The 18,819-nt window shown below is 60.2% G+C and carries 10 protein-coding genes; all 10 read right to left on the reverse strand.

What is annotated here, in order from left to right:
• Positions 1–198: 198 nt before the first annotated feature.
• A complete protein-coding gene (locus QWZ03_RS18845) occupies positions 199–957 on the reverse strand; it encodes a substrate-binding periplasmic protein (RefSeq protein ID WP_290334162.1) in 759 nt (252 codons plus the stop codon).
• 128 nt (positions 958–1,085) lie between these two features.
• Positions 1,086–2,591 carry a lysine--tRNA ligase gene (lysS, locus tag QWZ03_RS18850; RefSeq protein ID WP_284195817.1) on the reverse strand — a complete coding sequence of 502 codons (1,506 nt, stop codon included), beginning with the start codon at positions 2,589–2,591 and terminating at the stop codon, positions 1,086–1,088.
• A gap of 55 nt (positions 2,592–2,646) precedes the next feature.
• A protein-coding gene (gene prfB, locus QWZ03_RS18855; RefSeq protein ID WP_284195818.1) for a peptide chain release factor 2 occupies positions 2,647–3,751 on the reverse strand; the annotation gives its coding sequence in 2 pieces (ribosomal slippage) (positions 2,647–3,669 and positions 3,671–3,751; 1,104 coding nt in all).
• A 325-nt stretch (positions 3,752–4,076) separates the two neighbouring features.
• Positions 4,077–5,429 carry a right-handed parallel beta-helix repeat-containing protein gene (locus QWZ03_RS18860; protein WP_290334163.1) on the reverse strand — a complete coding sequence of 451 codons (1,353 nt, stop codon included), beginning with the start codon at positions 5,427–5,429 and terminating at the stop codon, positions 4,077–4,079.
• A gap of 107 nt (positions 5,430–5,536) precedes the next feature.
• Complete coding sequence (locus tag QWZ03_RS18865; RefSeq protein ID WP_290334164.1) at positions 5,537–6,655, reverse strand: HD-GYP domain-containing protein; 1,119 nt, start codon at positions 6,653–6,655, stop codon at positions 5,537–5,539.
• Positions 6,656–6,738: 83 nt separating this feature from the next.
• The gene (locus QWZ03_RS18870; RefSeq protein WP_290334165.1) at positions 6,739–9,657 is read right to left on the reverse strand and encodes a tetratricopeptide repeat-containing hybrid sensor histidine kinase/response regulator; all 2,919 of its coding nucleotides are present in this window, start codon (positions 9,655–9,657) and stop codon (positions 6,739–6,741) included.
• Positions 9,654–14,024 (reverse strand): response regulator, encoded by a 4,371-nt coding sequence (locus QWZ03_RS18875; RefSeq protein WP_290334166.1) that lies wholly within the window; start codon positions 14,022–14,024, stop codon positions 9,654–9,656. Before QWZ03_RS18875 ends, QWZ03_RS18870 begins: the two co-directional genes overlap by 4 nt.
• Before the next feature lie 3 nt (positions 14,025–14,027).
• Positions 14,028–15,605 carry a response regulator gene (locus QWZ03_RS18880; protein ID WP_290334167.1) on the reverse strand — a complete coding sequence of 526 codons (1,578 nt, stop codon included), beginning with the start codon at positions 15,603–15,605 and terminating at the stop codon, positions 14,028–14,030.
• 110 nt (positions 15,606–15,715) lie between these two features.
• Entirely contained in the window at positions 15,716–17,233 is a 1,518-nt protein-coding gene (locus QWZ03_RS18885; protein WP_290334168.1) for an ATP-binding protein, read from the reverse strand.
• Positions 17,230–18,795 (reverse strand): response regulator, encoded by a 1,566-nt coding sequence (locus QWZ03_RS18890; protein ID WP_290334169.1) that lies wholly within the window; start codon positions 18,793–18,795, stop codon positions 17,230–17,232. Before QWZ03_RS18890 ends, QWZ03_RS18885 begins: the two co-directional genes overlap by 4 nt.
• Between the last annotated feature and the right edge of the window lie 24 nt (positions 18,796–18,819).

Raw genomic sequence — 18,819 nt, forward strand, 5'->3', positions numbered from 1 at the left:
GCGTAACGGCCATGCTGGTGAACATGGTGCCACAGGCACAGGCTCACCATGGTGAGCCACATGGTGTACCCGTGTTGAGCAAGCCTGCGATGAGAGATGCTGCTGCAGGACGCTTCAGGCAGGCTGGCGGATCTTTGCTGGATGGGCCTGTGGCCAGGGCCGCAGCAACCTGATGCCCGCTTGATTAAGGGGGCCGGGTTACTGCATGTTATGTTGCTCACTCTGCCACTGATCGCGTATCGCCTTATAACGACCACTCTGCCGTAGCAGTGCCATGCCTTGATTGAACTGCTGCATGGCTGCAAAGGCATCCGGGTGGGCCTTGGAGAATACGGTGTAGACGCCTGACTCGGCGACCTGGCCGACGATCTTGAACTTGCCGAAGAACTCGTTGGGGCGGCGATTGATAAGGGCTTTGGTGTTCCATTCCATGGCGACCGTGTATTGCACCCGTCCCGCAATCAGCATGCGGAAATTGTTCTCGTCGCGGGGGGTGAAGATACGCTTGATTTTCTGGTTGGTATCAAACTCAGGACCGTATTCGTAGCCGTTGGTGACGGCGACCTCCTTGCCCTCTAGATCGTGGGGCCGCAGGCCGTGCTCTGTACTGTTGGCCCGGGCATATATCTGGTAATGCACCGTGAACATGGGTTGCTCATGCCATAGGTAGTCCTGCTCTATGCCGGGATGGCGCAAGGTATTGAAGCAACCTATCAATGCACCTGCCTTGGTGAGTGCCATGCAGCGCGCATAGGGCATGACCTTGTATTCCACCTTGACGCCTGCCGCCTTGAAGGCCTCTCGCACAAGATCGACCGTCAGGCCTTTGAGCTGTCCGTTGACGAGACCCGATTGCGGGTACCAGTCGTCTTCTGCGCCTATGGTGATGGTGCTGCCTGCCTTGGCAGGGAGGGAGAGGCAGATGAAGGTGAGTGATAGCCAGCAAAGTCTTTTCATGCCTGATCCCCATGGTGCTTTTATTTAATATAGCAACCCGACGCGGTGCCTGCCTGGGGTGAGCGGTAACGCGGCATGCGTGTCTGTAGAGCATGAAACAAGCCCGGTATGAACCGGGCTTGTTTGTATCAGTCTTCGCGCCGCATTTGCGGGAACAGAATCACATCGCGTATGGAGGGGGCATCGGTCAGCAGCATGACCAGCCTATCTATGCCCACACCAAGGCCACCCGTGGGTGGCAGGCCGTGTTCCAGTGCGCGGATATACTCGGCATCGTAGTGCATGGCCTCTTCGTCGCCGGCATCTTTCTGGCGAACCTGATCCAGGAAGCGCTCGGCCTGTTCTTCAGGGTCGTTCAGCTCGGAGAAGCCGTTGGCCAGTTCGCGGCCCACGGCGAACAGCTCGAAGCGCTCGGTGATACCGGGGCGGGTATCGGAGCCACGGGCCAGCGGGGAGATTTCCACCGGGTAGTCGATGATGTAGGTCGGGTCCCACAGCTTCTGTTCGGTGGTCTCTTCGAACAGGCTGAACTGCAGGCCAGCCACACCATTGGTGGCCACCAGCTTGCCACCCAGCTTTTCGATCTCGGCCTTGAGCCAGACGCGATCGTTCAACTGTGCCTCGTTGTACTGGGGGTTGTACTTGAGGATGGCTTGCACCACGGTCAGGCGCTCGAAAGGCTTGGCCAGGTCGACGATCTTGCCCTGGTAGGTTACGACGGTGTGGCCTATCACTTCACGGGCGGCATGACGGATCATGGCCTCGGTCAGGTCCATCACACGGCGATAGTCGGCATAGGCTTCGTAGCTCTCCAGCATGGTGAACTCGGGGTTGTGCCGGGTGCTCATGCCTTCATTACGGAAGTTGCGATTGATCTCAAACACCCGCTCCATGCCACCTACCACCAGGCGCTTCAGGTAAAGCTCGGGGGCGATACGCAGGTACAGCGGCATGTCCAGCGCATTGTGGTGGGTGACGAAAGGCTTGGCTGCTGCACCGCCGGGTATGGGGTGCATCATGGGGGTTTCGACTTCCAGATAGCCTTGATCGGCCATGAACTCGCGTATCTTCTGCACGATGCGCGAGCGCTTCATGAAGGTATCGCGGCTTTGCTCGTTGGTGATCAGATCCAGGTAGCGCTGGCGGTACTTGGTTTCCTGGTCCGTCATGCCGTGGAACTTCTCCGGCAGGGGGCGCAGGGCCTTGGTCAAGAGGCGTACCTCGGTCACCATCACGCTCAGCTCACCGGTCTTGGTCTTCATCAGGGTGCCTTGCGCGCCGATGATGTCACCCAGATCCCAGGTCTTGAACTGGGCCAGTACGGTTTCACCAACCTGATCCAGCGAAACATACAACTGGATACGGCCGCTACCGTCCTGAATGGTGGCGAAGGCGGCCTTGCCCATCACCCGCTTGAGCATCATGCGGCCTGCAACGGCGACTTCGATCTTGTCGGCGTCCAGGGCTTCCTTTTCGGCGCTGTCATGCTTGGCATGCAGATCGGCCGCCATATGCTTGCGGTCGAAATCGTTCGGGAAGGCGGGGCCATGCTGGCGGATCTCGGCCAGTTTGGCACGGCGCTCAGCCATAAGCTGGTTGTCGTCTTGCGTGATGGGGCTTTGTTCTTCGGCCATGGTCTGCTCTTAACTCTCTGATTTGCTTTGAATCCGGGAAGCGTAGCCTGGGGGCTTAAACACCCTGCTTGAGGCTGGCTTCGATAAAGATATCCAGGTCGCCGTCCATCACGCCCTTGACGTTGCCGACTTCGACGCTGGTACGCAGATCCTTGACGCGGCTCTGATCGAACACATAGGAGCGAATCTGGTGGCCCCAGCCTATGTCGGACTTGCCGGCTTCCAGTGACTGCTGGGCTTCCATGCGCTTGCGCAATTCGGCCTCATACAGCTTGGCGCGCAGCATCTGCATGGCTTCGTCCTTGTTGCGGTGCTGCGAGCGGTCGTTCTGGCACTGCACCACGATACCAGTGGGATTGTGCGTGATACGGACAGCAGAGTCGGTCTTGTTGATGTGCTGACCACCGGCGCCCGAAGCGCGATAGGTGTCGATACGCAAGTCGGCCGGATTGATCTCGATCTCGATAGTGTCGTCGACCTCGGGGTAGACGAAGACGGACGAGAAGGACGTATGGCGGCGGGCATTGGAATCGAAGGGCGAAACCCGCACCAGGCGATGCACGCCGGTTTCGGTACGCATGAAACCGTAGGCGTATTCGCCACTGAGCTTGAGGGTGCAGCTCTGTATGCCGGCCACTTCGCCTTCGGACTCTTCCATCACTTCGACGGTAAAGCCCTTGCGCTCGCCATAGCGCAGATACATGCGCATCAGCATGCCGGCCCAATCCTGTGCTTCGGTGCCACCGGCACCCGACTGGATATCGATGAAGCAGGCGTTGGGGTCCATCGGATTGCTGAACATGCGGCGGAATTCGAGATCAGCGATCTTCTTCTCGGCCGCATCCAGGTCGCTGGCGACGGCTTCTATCGTGTCCCAATCAGATTCTGGCTTGGCCATATCGAACAGATCGCGGCTGTCTGACGTGGTCTGGGCGATTTCGTCCAGCACCAGCACAACGGCCTCCAGCAGTTTTTTCTCCTTGCCTATCTCCTGTGCCCGCTTGGGGTCATTCCACAGTTCTGGGTCTTCGGAGAGACGGCTTACTTCTTCCAGCCGGTCTTTTTTGCCAGGGTAGTCAAAGATACCTCCGAAGCTCGTCGCCACGGGCGGCAAGGTCGGCAATGCTGTTCTCGATCTGATTGAGGCGTTCGGCTTCCATGGCGGGCTCGGCTGTATTGCTTGGGAAACCGACAATTATACCCGAGCTTGGTGGGGTGATGGGGGTAAGGGAGGCTGGCATGTGCCCGCCTGGCTAATCAAACCATACCTGCGTACTGTCGTGGCCGGTTCCGCTGCTTGTGTACGGTCGGCACTGGTTGTATCCGCTCCGCCCCGCCCTGCTCAATAGTGGGCCGGGCTGTGTGTGCGTAAAGCGGCTTGAATTCACTCATCTGGCGCGGTTTCAACCAGCTCTTTCGGTCGCTGTTGCGGGAGGGCGGAGTGGTCCGGCGCCTTGCCGGCGTGCTGGACCACCCGGTTTCACTTCAGGGCTGGCAGGGCAGGGGAGCGCCAGACTCGAAAAAGCTGTCTATGGCGCCCAGTTCCGACGGCGTGCGGCTGCGCTGGCAAAGGTCATACGCTGGCACCGAGCGTGCCGGGGCCTGGCCCAGCAGCGGGGAATCCGGCCTGGGCATGTAGTTGGCTGGCTGATTGCCCGCCGGGTTGTACAGGCGTGGGTCGGCATTGATGTCGCCTGCGTGGTTGCCACCGTGGCCACCTGTGCCGCCGAACCAGTTGTTGTAAGCGAAAGTGGCACCCAGCATGCCGCTGAAGTTGGTCAGCGGTGCTGCGGGGTTGCCTTGGCGGAAGACATTGTGGTGAATATGCAGGCCCTGGTGACCCCCTTCGCTGTCGAGATGGAACAGAGCCTGGCTGGTATGGCAGGCAAAGGTGTTGTGTACGATTTCGGAATCCACCATAGGCCTGCTCGGTTCCTCGCCATTCCAGGCCGAGAGGCAACGGCGCCGTTGCCCGGTGACCAGATTATTGACCAGGCGATTATTGCGGAACTGGATGGGGTCGGTGGCGGTTTCATTCGCCAGGGAAATACCCATGGCAGACATGCCATCGCGGTAGTGCGCAGGGTCGTTCAGGCTGTAGATATGGTTGCCTTCGATCAAGCTGTCGCTGAGGTTGTTGAGGTAGAGATCGACCGAAAAGTTGTCATGCAAGGTATTGCGTATCACTTGATGGAAACGGCCATAGGCACCGATGCCTTCGCCCCAGTTTTGATAGATGTTGTTACCTTGAATCAGATCACCTTCATCGGACATATTGAGCACCGAAGGCCAACCGCCACTGGCATCGACATGCTGGTTTTTGCGCACATTGTGGTACAGGGTATTGTTCAGCACCGTAAAGTGATGAGCGCCATTGAAGGGGTAGATCGCCCCCTTGTAGCAATCATGTATGGTATTGCCCTCAAAGCGTAGATAGCTGCCGCCATCGACACTGATGCAACTGCCTTTGGCCTTGCGCAGGGTGAGGTTGTGAAACTCCAGCCAGGCGCCCTGGATGTACAGCAGCTTGCCGTCGGGTGCGCCTGCGCTGCCATCGATTACCGGGGTCTCACCGGGATAGGCGCGTACCTTGATGGGTTGGCTGGCACTGCCGCTGTAGTAGAAGGCGGCATTCTGGGTAGGATAGTAGTCACCGCCCCGCACCCAGATGGTGTCTCCCATCCTGGCCTTGCTGGCAGCCTTGCGCAGCGTGGCATAGGGTCGCTCCTGCGAGCCGTCGATACTGCTGTCGTTGCCATTGGTGGCAACGTAGTAATCGCGGGCAGCAGCTTGGGTCAGCGCTAGCAACAGAACAGGGTAAAGCAGTGATTTGGACATATGCTTTCCTTTCCAGGTAGGGGGAAAGGTCAGCCTAGTCCTGTCAGCGGACACCGGCTATGTGAGGATTGACACCGTGCGGATGACGGGCTGGCGGGTTTGCTTGTTCAGCCTGTGGTGTCGGGAGTAGTTTCCTCATCGCGGAAGCGATCGGCGATGGTCAGGAATTCCGACTCTATGCTCAGGAAGGTGTCGAGTATGTCGGGGTCGAAATGGGTACCCCGGCCCTCTGTCATCAGGGCCACTGCTTTCTCGTGCGAAAAAGCGGGCTTGTAAACCCGCTTCGAGATCAAGGCATCATAGACATCGGCTACGGCCATCAGCCTGGCGGCAACTGGGATAGCGTCGCCCTTGAGGCCCTCGGGATAGCCGGAGCCATCCCATTTTTCTTGATGGTAATGGGCAATTTCCCGCGCAAAGGTCAGAAAGCTGTTGCTGCCCCCCAGGTGCTTTTCTACCTGCAATATGGCATCGCGGCCATAGACGGTATGCAGCTTCATGATCTCCCATTCTTCTGGGTCCAGCTTGCCGGGCTTGAGCAGGATGCGATCCGGTACCCCGACCTTGCCGATATCATGCAGCGGGGCGGACTTGTAAAGCAGCTCGATATTCTCGTCAGTCAGCACTTCCTTGAAGCGTGACAGCGGTTGAAGGGCGCGAGCCAGCGCTGCGACGTAGTTCTGAGTGCGGCGGATATGGTTGCCTGTCTCGTTGTCACGGGTTTCCGCCAGGCTGGCCATAGCCAGGATGGTGGCGTCCTGCATCTGCACCAGCTGGCGCGTGCGCTCCATCACCAAGTGTTCCAGATAATCGTTCTGGTCACGCAGAAACTGTTGGGCGCTCTTGAGCGAAAGATGGGTCTTGACCCGTGCCAGCACGATGGGCGGGCTGATCGGTTTGACGATGTAATCGACGGCGCCCATGCGCAGGCCCAGTTCCTCGTCCTCCACCTGGCTCTTGGCGGTGAGGAAAATGACCGGGATGTCAGCCGTAACCGGGTTCTGCTTGAGCCGCCGGGTGGTTTCGTATCCATCCATTTCCGGCATCATCACATCCATCAGGATCAGATCGGGCCGGGGGGCGGTGGCGGCGATCTCCAGCGCCTTGAAGCCATTGATGGCGACCTTGGTACGGTATTGGTCGCGCAGCAGGGCAGATAGCAGCTGGATATTGTCAGGCGTGTCGTCAACGATAAGCACGGTCTGCTTGTCTATGGGCTCGATCATTGCCTTGTTTCCTCCCGGCCTAGGCGGCGCTCTACCAGCTCAGGTGGCTGGCTCGGCGCCGGAGACCGTTGCGTTTGTATGCACTATTGCGCTTCCAGCAAGGCCAGTACGGTGTCGTAATCGTACTGGCGTATCTGTCTTTCGACTTTTTGCAGTATGGCATCTGGCAAAGCCTGTACCAGCACATCGCGATGCTGGTCGAAATAATCGAGGGCCTCACCATCCTGGGCGCGCAGCAAGGTGACCAGCCCTGCCAGCGTATCAGCGGTGGTGGCAATGGCAGGTGCCGTTGGGCAGTACTGCACCAGGCCATCGAGCAGCGCAGTCAGTGCCAGTTCCAGCGGTGCCAGCTGGCTGTCAGCCGGCGTGGGGCGACCTTCCTGCAGTTGTTCTTCCAGATCGCCCGCCAACGCTTGTATCTGCACGGCGCCGATCAGGCCGGCCACGCTTTTCAGTGTGTGGGCGAGTCGTCGGGCTGTAGCGCGGTCGTTGCGCAAGGCTGCGCGCATGCGTTCCATGACGCCGGCCTGCTCCTGCGAGAACCGATCCAGCAAGGCCAGGTACAGGGCCTTGTCGCCCAGCGTGCGGGCAAGGCCACTTTCGACGTTGAGTCCATCGAGCTGCGGCAGCTCACTGGTTGATTGAGGGACGGCCGCTTGCGCTGTGCGTGGGCGCAGGCTGGTCCAATGGGTGACCGTGTCGAACAGGCTCTGCGGGGTGATGGGTTTGGCCAGGTGGCCGTTCATGCCCGAATCAAGGCAGCGCTGTTTCTCTTCTTGCATGGCATGGGCTGTCATGGCCACGACAGGCAGGTCGGCAAAACGCGGCTCGGCCCGTATGGCACGGATGGTGGCATAGCCATCCATGATAGGCATCTGCACATCCAAGAGGACCAGATCGTAGAGAGGCCTATCTGTTTGCAGCAACAGGTCCAGTGCCTCGCGGCCGTTGCCAGCCACTTCTACCACTACGCCTGCAGCTTGCAATAGCTCAACGACAATCTGCTGGTTGATTTCGTTATCTTCGACCAGCAGTACCGATACACCATTGAACTTGGGTAGTACGGAGACCGCAGGGCTGGCGTAATCTGACGCCGGTGCGGGTGCTGACGACGGCTTGAGCCTGACCGTGAAGCGAAAACTGGAGCCCTTGCCAGGCGCGCTTTGCACGCCGATTTGCCCCCCCATCATCTCGACTAGCCGGCGGGCGATGCTAAGCCCCAGCCCGGTGCCGCCGAACCTGCGGGTGGTGGAGCCATCGGCCTGGGTAAAGGCCTGGAACAGGCGACCTGCCTGCTCAGAACTCATGCCTATACCGGTATCGGCAACCTCGAATGCCATTACCAGATCTTCGCCCACTGTACGCTCTAGCTTGGCAGACAGTCGGATACTGCCGTGCTCGGTGAATTTGACAGCATTGTTGGTCAGATTGATCAGTACCTGGCCCAGGCGCAGTGGATCGCCGTTGAGATGGCGGGGCAGGTCGGCCGGGATATCCAGCAGGTACTCCAGACCTTTATCCTCGGCACGGCCGCCGGTGACGGCGGCGACATTGGCCAGGACTTCGTCCAGATCGAAATCTACTGACTCGATATCGAGCTTGCCGGCTTCTATTTTGGAGAAGTCGAGTATGTCGTTGATGATGCCCAGAAGCGATACCCCGGCGGTATGGATTTTCTCGACGTAGTCGCGCTGCTTGGGCGAGAGGGGTGTCTTGAGCGCCAGATGCGCCATGCCGATGATGGCATTCATCGGTGTGCGTATTTCATGGCTCATATTGGCCAGGAACATAGATTTGGCGCGGGTGGCTTCCTCGGCATGCCTCAGGCCTGCCTCGGCTTCGCGCAGCTCGCTCTTGATGCTGAGCAGCTTGAGGCGCGTGCGCGTGGCCTGGTCCTGCGCACGCTCGTACAGGCTGTGATGGCGCTTGTAATCGCGCAGGGCGGCTTGCCAGTCGCCGCGTGCGGTATGGATATCCGATAGCTCCAGGCAGGCCCGCATGGGCATGAAGACATAGCCCAGGTCGCCTGTCTCGTCTATGGCCCGATTCAAGTCGATGATGGCCTCATCCTGCCTGCCACGCAGATGGTGTATATGGCCGCTGGCCCACCAGGTATAGGGTCGGAGATGTCTTTCCTCGTACAGCGTCATTTCGTCCAGGGCGCGCTGGCTCAATACCTCGGCCTGATCCAGCAAACCCCGTTCTGCCAGGGTGTAGGCCGCAACCGCATGGAAGAAACCCCGGTTGGACGGCGCAGAGTTGGCAATGTCCGGGTGGTCGTCAAGGAACTCCTCCAGCACGGCATAGGCCGCTTCGCTGTTGTCGCGCGAGAGCTTGCACAGTGCCAGGATCAGGCTGACGAAAGGCCGCAGCCAGCGCTCTTCCGTGTGCATGGCCAATTCCTGGGCCTGCTGCAGCATGGTTTCGCCGTCTTCGGCATTGCCGCAGACATAGAACAGCTCACCGATATTGCAGGTGATCTGCGCTTCACGCGCTTTCAAGCCCAGCGAACGGGCGGCTTCCAGTGCGCTATAGAAATGACGCAGCGCTTCATCGGTCAGGCCGTATTCCTGTGCCAGGATACCCAGGGTGTTCAGCAGCAGTACGCTGCTCATGCTGGGCGTGTTGGGCAGGAAGGGAACGACGTATTCCTGCGCGAAGCGATAGCCTTCCTCAATGCGGCCCTGTACCCGCGCAACGGCCAGCATGCCAAAAGCACTCAGCAGCTGCCCTTCGGGGTCGTTCAGGCTGGTAAACGTGTCATGCAGCTGGCGAAAAACGGCTTCGGTATGCTCGTTGCGATCATCAAAATAGTCGCTGAGCGATTGGATCAGGGCGCCATAGAGGGATTGCAACGGGGGTTGCTCCAGACTGCCGGCCGCTATCATCTGCTGGCCCAGCGCACGTGTCTGCTGGGGCTTGTCTCGCATCAGCCCCAGTGCGTGCTCGAAGTCCTGGCGCCAGTTGCCAGTAGTCCAGGAGAGATCGACTTGGTCGGTCATGAGGAGGACTCTGAAGGTTCGGGCTGGCTCAGGCTGACGCCGGCACGGCTGGCGAGCACACCCAATAGCGCCAGGGCGGCATCGTAATCATATTGACCGATGGCTTGTTCGACTGCGGCAAAGGAATGCCCGAGGCCACCACGTAAGCGCGCACCTTGTTCTTCGATCAGGCTCAGGGCCTCTCCATCGTTGTCCTGCAGCAAGCGGCTCAAACGAGCCAGCAAGGGTTGCAGTGGTATCTCGGGGATCTGCGGTGGCGGGGCTGCCTTGGGCAGGGCTTGCGATAGGTAGCGGCAGAACAGATCGAGATCGACTTCAAGCTTGGCGATGGCCAAGCGTATTTCCGCCACTGACTGCTGCTGGCGTATGGCCTGTTCCACGATGCCGGCCTGCTCTTGCAACCCTTGGGCGCCGATATTGGCGGCAACCCCACGCAGGGAGTGTGCCTCTCGCTCGGCCTCGGCATTGTCCTGCCCCAAAAGCTGGGCGATCTTGCCAGCGCTTGGGCCAAAGCGTTCGGCAAATTGGCCCAGCAACTTGACGTACAGTACCTGGTTGCCGGCCACACGGCGCAGGCCTTCGCGGGTATTGAGGCCTGGCATGACAGGCAGGCCGTCCTCGTCTGCCGTGACCAGGGGCTCGCTGGCCTGTTCGCCGCCCACCCAGCGGCGCACGCAGGCAAATAGGGCCTCGGGTTCTATCGGCTTGCTGATGTGGTCCTGCATGCCTTCGTCGAGGCAGCGCTCGCGCTCTTCGACCATGGCATGTGCCGTCATCGCTACGATGGGCATTTGCCGGAACTGGGCGTCGGCCCGTATGGCCAGCGTGGCCTCGTGGCCATCCATGATGGGCATCTGCAGATCCATGAACACCAGGGAGTAATACTGCGGCCCTACCGCATTCAGCTGATCAAGGGCTTCCTGGCCATTGTTGGCAATGTCGATGCGCAGGCCCATGCTCTCCAGCAGTTCGCGGGCGATCTGCTGATTCACCTCATTGTCTTCCACCAGCAGTATCCTGGCACCATCCAGCGGTCGGCTGCTGTGTACCAGCGGCAGTTCGCCAGCTTCACCGATATCGCTGCCTACCAGGGTCACCAGCGTGTCGACCAGGGTGGAACGGTTGACCGGTTTGAGTAGGAAACCATCCACGGCGGCGTTCTCGGCACGATGGCGTATCTCCTCGCGACCAAAGGCGGTGACCAACACGATGACGGGAACCTGCCGCAAGGCGGGGTCATTCTTGACCTGCCGGGTCAGCTCGATGCCATCGATGCCCTTCATTTGCCAGTCGGTCAGCACCACCCGGTAGGGATCATCGCCATCGGCCGCGCGTATGGCAGCCAGTGCGGCTGCACCGGAATCCACTGCGTCCACACGGAAAGGCATATCACCCAGTGCCCCGACCATGACGTCGCGGGCAACGGGATTGTCGTCCACCACCAGCACACGCATATTGTTGAAGGCGATAGGCAGTACCCGGCATACGGCGGCCTCATTGCGGGCGAGGCCCAGCCGGGCGCAGAATCGGAACTGCGAACCTTCGCCCAGCGTGCTCTCGACGCTGATTTCGCCGCCCATCATCTCCACCAGCCGGCGGGAGATGCTCAGCCCCAGGCCGGTACCGCCAAACTTGCGGGTGGTGGAGCCATCGGCCTGGGTGAAGGCCTTGAACAGCTGGGATGATTGTTCCGGGCTCATGCCTATGCCGGTATCACTGACTTCGAACGCCAGGTGCACGCCTTCGTCGTCCTGCTCCAGTACCTTGGCCGCCAACCGGACTTCGCCGCGCTCGGTGAACTTGACCGCGTTGTTGACCAGGTTGATCAATACCTGGCCCAGCCGCAGGGGGTCGCCATTGAGCCGGCGCGGTACATTGTTGGGCACGTCAAACAGGTATTCCAGGCCTTTGTCCTGCGCCCGCCCGCCAGTGACAGCAGCCACATTGGCCAATACCTCATCCAGGTCGAAATCCACCGACTCGATATCCAGTTTGCCGGCCTCGATCTTGGAAAAATCGAGGATGTCGTTGATGACACCCAGCAAGGAAACGCCAGCGGTGTGGATCTTCTCCACATAGTCGCGCTGCTTTGGTGAGAGCGGGGTCTTGAGCGCCAGGTGGGCCATGCCGATGACGGCATTCATGGGTGTACGTATTTCGTGGCTCATATTAGCCAGGAACATGGACTTGGCCTGGGTTGCCAGTTCGGCTTCCTCCTTGGCCATGCGTATGGCTTCACCCTGCTGGCGGGCTTCGGTGACATCCATCCAGAAACCGTTCCAGACCCAGGAACCATCGGGTTGGGCGCTGCATATGGTGCGTACCTGTACCCAATGCACCATGCCGTCCCGCAATACCCTGTGCTCAAAATCGGTGTTGTGTTTGCCTGCAATGGCCCGCCGGACGATGCCTTGTGCCTGGCTGCGATCCTCGGGCATGACATGGCGCCAGCGGGCGGCCGGGTCCGACTGCAGGTCGGTGTAGTCTATGCCCAGGATATCCTTGACCTTGGCGCTGGCGAAGGGGTAGTGGAGCCGACCATCGGGTTCCAGCCTGAGCTGGAAGATGGCGAGGGGCAGCGCATCAGAGAGGTCGATCAGGCGACGGCGGGAGTCCTGGGCCTGATCGCGCGCGGCGGCCAACTCGGCACGGGCTTCCTGGCTGTCGGTAATGTCCTGCCAGAAGCCATTCCAGATCATTTCGCCGCTGGCCACGATGCTGGGGCGTGCTTCACCCCAGACCCAACGCAACTGGCCATCGCTGCGGCGTATCCGGAAGGCCTGCTCCCATGGGCGGCTCTGTACGACGGCCTCACGGATGGCGGTATGTACGCTCTCCACATCGCGCTCGACGATCAGGCTGAAGGCCTCGTCGGCATCCGACATGATGGCCTCAGGCGAGCGGCCAAACTCCTGCCATTGTGCATTGGCAAAGGTCACCACCGGTTTGCCGTCGACAAAACGGAGCTGGAATACGGCCAGCGGCAGCTTGTCGGTCAGTTCGCGAGCCCGTACCTCGGCGGCCGTCAGCGCCTGTTCATTGCGCTTGCGCTCGCTGATATCGCGGACAAAGGCGGTGGCGTGCCATTCCCGGCCCTCCTGATAGCCGGTCAAGGCCAATTCTATGGGCACCAGATGGCCCTTGGCGTGGCAGCCCTCGACCTCGACAACATGGTCTATCAAGGGGCCCTGGCCGGTTTTATGGAAACGCTCCAGGCCGGCATCAGCCACTGCGCGCAGGGATTGCGGCGGCAGGAAGGTATGTACCTGGCGCCCCAAGGCTTCGTCGCGGGTCCAGCCAAAGATGCGTTCTGCAGCCGGGTTCCAGTAGATCACATGGCCGTTGCCATCAATGCTGATGATGGCTTCCGGCGCGGCTGCCAGCAGGATCTCGGTACGGGCTTGCTCTGCCCTGTGGGCCAGTGATGCGGCCAGCTCCCGCTGCTGCTGTATCACAACCGTGACCAGCAGCGTCAGCATGGAAAGCGACAGCAGGAACAGGAACAGCGAGGCCAGATGAGTAGGGGTGTCGATCAGCAGACCGGCTTGGCCGGTCAGCTGCAGCGAGATGGTGACCAGGCCCGTCACCAGAATGGCCGAATGCACGAAGAGCGGTGGGAACCGCAGGGCGGCCCAGACCAGCAGTGGCAGGGCCATGAAGCCGACTACCTGCACCGGCAGTGCGGCATAGCGGGTGTACCACCAGGCCAAGGCGGCACAGCCCAAGCCTGCCACGATATAGATGATCTGTTGCGAGGTGTGCTTGAGCGGTATGGGGCGATATCGTTCCGGCGCACTCAGCACCTGACGGCTACCAGCATCCAGCCGTAAACCCCAGGAGATCAGGGCGGGTAGGCAGATCCACAGGCCGAACAGGTCGCCCACTCCGAATTGAGCCCAGTGGCCAAACCAGCCATTGTCGGTACAGCGGGCAGTGGCGGCAAAGCCACAATAGCCCACAGTGGCCAGGCTGGCGCTGATGATGGCGTAGAGCAGGGCCATCGCCATCAGCCACAGATTATCCCTGACCTTGCCCAGCGACAGATCGAGACTGGTGCGGCGGGCGATAAAGGCAACGCTGCTGGCGGTGATGGCCATGCAGATGGGCTCTATCAAGCCGTACAGGTAGCGGCTGCTCTTGTAAAAATCGACGGAGACATAGTCGTAGTAGATATAGAGCGCGATACATAGCAGGTAACGCGGGCCATAGAGCAGCGCCACGGCGCAGGCTACCGCTGCCGGTGGCCAGACCGGGGTGAGGAAGGCACTGCCGGCAGACATGAACACCGCACCCAACTGAGCGGCCAGCGCGAAGATGACAACGATGGCAATGCTGCGGATGAGGTAAAGATACTTGGAATCGAGCATGCGCTAGTCTGCGGCTGGGAGATAGACGAAGACCTGGGTGCTGTCCTGGGTATCGTCGCAAATCAGGTCTATATGGCCGCCCTGAGCTTCGGTTAGCAGCTTGGCTGAATAGGTGCCCAGACCAGTACCACCGGACTTGCCATGGGTGACATACTTGTCGAAGAAGCGCGGCCGGATGCTGGTGGGTACGGCGCCCTGATTCATCACTTCAACCAGGCACTCGCCACCGACGCGGGTCAGAACAATGCGCACCACGCTATCGTCTGCAGCGGCTTCCACGGCATTTTTCAGCAGGTTGGCAAAGATGGAGCGGCATAGCGCCGCTTCGGCCACGGCATTTTGTTCCAGTGGCCTGTCCAGCACTATGTCTACTGGCTTCCAGGCAAACTGCACCTTGATCTCCTGTACCACGGTATCCAGCAGCTTGCCCAGTGCCAGCCGGGTGGTTTCGGCCTGGAACTGGCCCTGCTCTATCTTGTACAGGGTCAGTGACAGGGTCACCATGTCCAGCGCATGGCGTGCCGCGCCCTCCAGGAGTTCCAGCCGTTCGCGCTGGGCGTTGGGCCAGTCGCTGTCGAGCAGCAGCAGTTCGGCCGTATGGGCGATGGCGCTGATGGGGTTTTTCAGGTCGTGGTGGGTAATGCGCTCTATATCGTCGCGCAATCGGGCATTGTCGGACAGTACCTGGTTCTGCCTGGTCAGGTCGCGACGGGCCTGGCTCAAGCGCAGATGGGTGCGGATGCGTGCCTTGAGTATGGCGGGTTGCGCCGGCTTGACCACGTAATCAACCGCGCCCAGGTCCAGGCCATCGACCACATCGTCAGCTTGGTCGCGCGCTGTCAGAAAGATCACCGGTATATCACGGGTGGCCGGATTGGCCTTGAGCTGGCGGCACACTTCGTTGCCATCCATCTCGGGCATCATCACATCCAGCAGTATCAGGTCGGGCGGGTTGGGGCCATTGGCTATCTCCAGCGCCTTGCGACCGCTGATGGCCACCTTGATGGCGTATTCGCTCTTGAGTATGCCGGCGATGACTTCGATATTGGTGGCCACGTCATCCACTACCAGTACCGACGCCCGTGAAAGCCGCTCCTCACTGGGGGCATCCAGGCCCAGCACCGGTGTTTCTGCCGGCAAGGGCATAGGCATGGGCAGGGGTTTCAGCGTTGCTTTGGGCAACACCGTCTGCGCCGGTTCTACCGATTTACCCAGCAGCTTGACGATACGGGCGCGCAGGGTGGCGGCCGTGAATGGCTTGACCAGATAGTCGCTGACACCGGCCTCGATGGCCTTACCCAGAAACTCCCTGCCCGATTCGGCGGTGAGCAGGATGAACGGCACGTCGCGATAGTGGCCGTCGTTGCGGCACCAGCACAGTAGTTCGTAGCCCGTCATGCCGGGCATGTTCCAATCCGCAATGACCAGCTGTATGGGAACGGATTCCAGTATGTGCTTGGCCTCCAGTCCCTGGCTGGCTGCGTGCAGGTTGTGCAGTTCCATACCGTTGAGGACATGCTGTACCGCCAGTCGCATCTGGTGGTAATCGTCTGCGATCAGGATATTCGGTGTCTTGTCCATGGCGGCAGGCTGGGCGGAAAGGTGTGATTTCGACCGGGGCTAAGTGAAAGGGCAGTGTATCAGGCAACGCTGTTTGGGCTGATGCCGGCTTCCTTAACAATTTCCTAAAGCTAACCTAAACCAGGTGTATTGGCCCGAATGGCGGTGCGCAAGGCCTCCAGCGCTTGATCGTAGTCGAATTCAGCAAGGGCGTGTCCAACATCCTCGCATGGGCGGCTACCGAAGCTGGTGGCGATATCCGCAGCCAGGCTGGCGAACAGCCGGTTGGCCTCACGGTCACTGTCTTCCATCAACTGTAGCAGGCGATCCAGCTGATCCTGCCATTGCGCCAATGGCCTTGTGCCGGTGTGGGCTGCGGCCATTGATGCAGGTAGCTGTTTTACAGTTTGCGGCGCCGCGTGGCGCCTGGTGGGCAGCGCGCCATCGGCCTGGCCCAGCCAGCAATCAAAGATGAATCGGCTGCCCTGCGCGGGCTTGCTCTCCACCCGGATGTCACCACCCATCAGGGCAATCAATTCCCGGCTGATGGAAAGCCCCAGCCCGGTTCCACCATAGCGGCGGGTGGTAGAGCCATCTGCCTGGGTAAATGCCTTGAAGACCTTGCCTGCCTGTTCGTCCGTCATGCCTATGCCGGTGTCGCTTACCGTGCCCTGTATCTGGATGCGTCCAGGCTGCTGCGCCAATAAATCGAGCGTCAGTGCGACTTCTCCACGCTCGGTAAACTTGATGGCATTGCTGAGCAGATTGATGAGCACCTGGCCCAGGCGCAAAGGGTCGCCCAGCAAATAGTGGGGCAGGGTGTCGGCCACCTGCAGCCGGTAAGTCAATCCCTTGCTCTCGGCCAGGTATTGCGTCACCACGCGCAGATCTTCCAGGACTTCCTGCAATTCGAATGGCACTTGCTCAAGCCGGAGTTGGCCGGATTCGATCTTGGCGGAGTCCAGTATGTCGTTGATCAGGTTCAGCAAGGTATTGCCGGCCTTGTGGATCTTCGCGATATAGGTGCGCTGTGCTGCAGCCAGCTCTCCCTCCAATGCGAGGTAAGACATACCGATGATGGCGTTCAGCGGGGTGCGTATCTCATGGCTCATATTGGCCAGGAACATGGATTTGGCGGCGGTGGCCTGTTCTGCCTGGTTTCGGGCGTCGTGCAGGGCCCAGGTCTGGCGGCGCTGTGCGGTGATGTCCATCCAGTAACCACTCCACACCATACTGCCATCCGCTTGCCTGAATGGGTCGGCATAGGCGCGCACCCAGCGTGCGGCCCCAAACATGTCCAGGCTGTGCTCGTACTCCAGCCCTATGCCCTGTTTGGCGGCGTGCAAGGCCTTCATCTTGCAGTTCCGGGCCTCTTCCGGTGGAACATTGCGCCAGCGGTTTCGGTGATCCGCCAGTATCTCGCGCGCCTCCACGCCCAGTATATCGGCCACCTTGGGGCTGACATACAGATAGCGGCCTTCATCACCGATCAACTGGAACTGGAATACGGCCATGGGTAATACGGCGTGGATGCGCTCCTGTTGTTGCCGCAGCTGCCGTAGCTGTGACTGTTGGCGTTCACGCAGCCTGGCTATCCAGCCCATGGGCCGGCTGCAGGCCGGACTGAGGGCGTGGAGGAGCTTGCTCATGGGGTGCTGTTGCTGCCTGATGGTGCGGCGGGCAGGCTGAGTATCAGCGTGGTGCCGCCAGCATCGTCGCTTTCAAATAGCAGCTCACCGTTCTGTGCCCTGGCGTAAAGCCGGGCTGAGTAGGTGCCTATGCCCGTGCCACCTACCTTGCCAGCTGTGGCGTACTTGTCGAAGAAGCGCTGCCTGAGTTCAGGCGGGATGGCACCGTGGTTGTGCAGGCTGAGCGTCAGCCATTTGTCGTCCAGACCGAAACGCGCGGTGACGACCCCATTGTCGGGCGAGGCCTCGGCGGCATTACGCAGCAGATTGCCTAGCAGGCTGGCGGTCAGGCCACTGTCACCCAGCGCCCAATTGGCGTGGGCCGCATCAGCCAGGTTTTGTATCCGTATGCCTTTGGCCAGAAAGCTGGTCTCGGTTTCCCGCGCGGCACGTACCAGTAAGTCGGCCAGGTCAAATGGCTGTGCCTGCAGCACAAAGGTGCCTGTTTCGATACGGAACAGATCCAGGGTGCGGTTGACCTGCTCTATGGCTTGCCGGGTCGCGTCGGTCGCTAGCCGCGCCAGTTCCCGCTGCCTGGGGCCGAGGCCAGGGTCGTCTAGCAGGCATTCACTGGCCTGCAGCGCGGCAGTGAGCGGGTTTTTCAGATCATGCCTGCCTATGCGTTCCACCTCGTCACGCAAATGGGCGTGCTCTGCCAGGGTGCCGGATTGCTCGGTAAGTTGAACCAGATGCTGCGCCAGCCTAAGATGCGTGCGCACCCTGGCGCGCAGCACAGTGGGGTGCGCTGGCTTGACCACATAGTCGACTGCACCCAACTCCAGCCCCTCGGCCACATCGCTGGGTTGATCACGTGCTGTCATGAAGATGATGGGGATATGCCTGGTGGCTTCATCCTGCTTGAGGCGGCGACAGACTTCGTGGCCATCCATGCCGGGCATCATCACATCCAGCAGTATCAGGTCGGGCGCCTGCTTGGCCACGATGTCCAGGGCTTTCTGGCCGCTGATGGCAACCTTGATGCCGTAGTCTTGCTCCAGCAGGCCGGCGGTCACTTCGATATTGTCCTTGACGTCGTCAACGATCAGGATGGTTTTGCGCTTGCCATCTACATCCCGTGGCGGCAAACCGACCACCTCGGCGCGCTCGACCGGTGCCTGTGGTGCCCGCGCCTCGCCATCGATAAGTCGCTGGAAGCGCTGCCGAAATTGTTGGCTGGTGAAAGGCTTGACCAGATAGTCGCTGACACCTCGATGGAGGGCAGCCTTGATGCGATCACGGGTGGCGTCGGCGGTTAGCAACATGAAGGGTATACCGGCCGAAGATGGATTGGTGCGTACCCATTCCAGCAACTGCAGGCCATCCATGCCTGGCATGTTCCAGTCGCTGACTATGCAGGCAACAGAATGCTGCTGCAGTACAGAGATGGCTTCGCGACCATTGCTGGCCTGTTCCACTGCTTGATAGCCCATTTCCGTCAGGATGCCCTTGATGGATTGCCGCAAGGGGGCATGGTCGTCCACTATCAGGATAAGGTTGTTGTGCGGTGGTTCGTGAGGGGACATGGATCAATCTTGCAGGTAGGCACC

The sequence above is a fragment of the Chitinimonas viridis genome, assembly GCF_030409555.1.
Taxonomy (GTDB): domain Bacteria; phylum Pseudomonadota; class Gammaproteobacteria; order Burkholderiales; family Chitinimonadaceae; genus Chitinimonas; species Chitinimonas viridis.

Coding starts and splice junctions, on each gene's coding strand:
- QWZ03_RS18885 (WP_290334168.1), bottom strand. CDS start 17,233: ATGAGCAAGCTCCTCCACGCCCTCAGTCCGGCCTGCAGCCGGCCCATG.
- QWZ03_RS18890 (WP_290334169.1), bottom strand. CDS start 18,795: ATGTCCCCTCACGAACCACCGCACAACAACCTTATCCTGATAGTGGAC.
- QWZ03_RS18845 (WP_290334162.1), bottom strand. CDS start 957: ATGAAAAGACTTTGCTGGCTATCACTCACCTTCATCTGCCTCTCCCTC.
- QWZ03_RS18860 (WP_290334163.1), bottom strand. CDS start 5,429: ATGTCCAAATCACTGCTTTACCCTGTTCTGTTGCTAGCGCTGACCCAA.
- QWZ03_RS18875 (WP_290334166.1), bottom strand. CDS start 14,024: ATGCTCGATTCCAAGTATCTTTACCTCATCCGCAGCATTGCCATCGTT.
- QWZ03_RS18870 (WP_290334165.1), bottom strand. CDS start 9,657: ATGACCGACCAAGTCGATCTCTCCTGGACTACTGGCAACTGGCGCCAG.
- QWZ03_RS18880 (WP_290334167.1), bottom strand. CDS start 15,605: ATGGACAAGACACCGAATATCCTGATCGCAGACGATTACCACCAGATG.
- QWZ03_RS18865 (WP_290334164.1), bottom strand. CDS start 6,655: ATGATCGAGCCCATAGACAAGCAGACCGTGCTTATCGTTGACGACACG.
- lysS (WP_284195817.1), bottom strand. CDS start 2,591: ATGGCCGAAGAACAAAGCCCCATCACGCAAGACGACAACCAGCTTATG.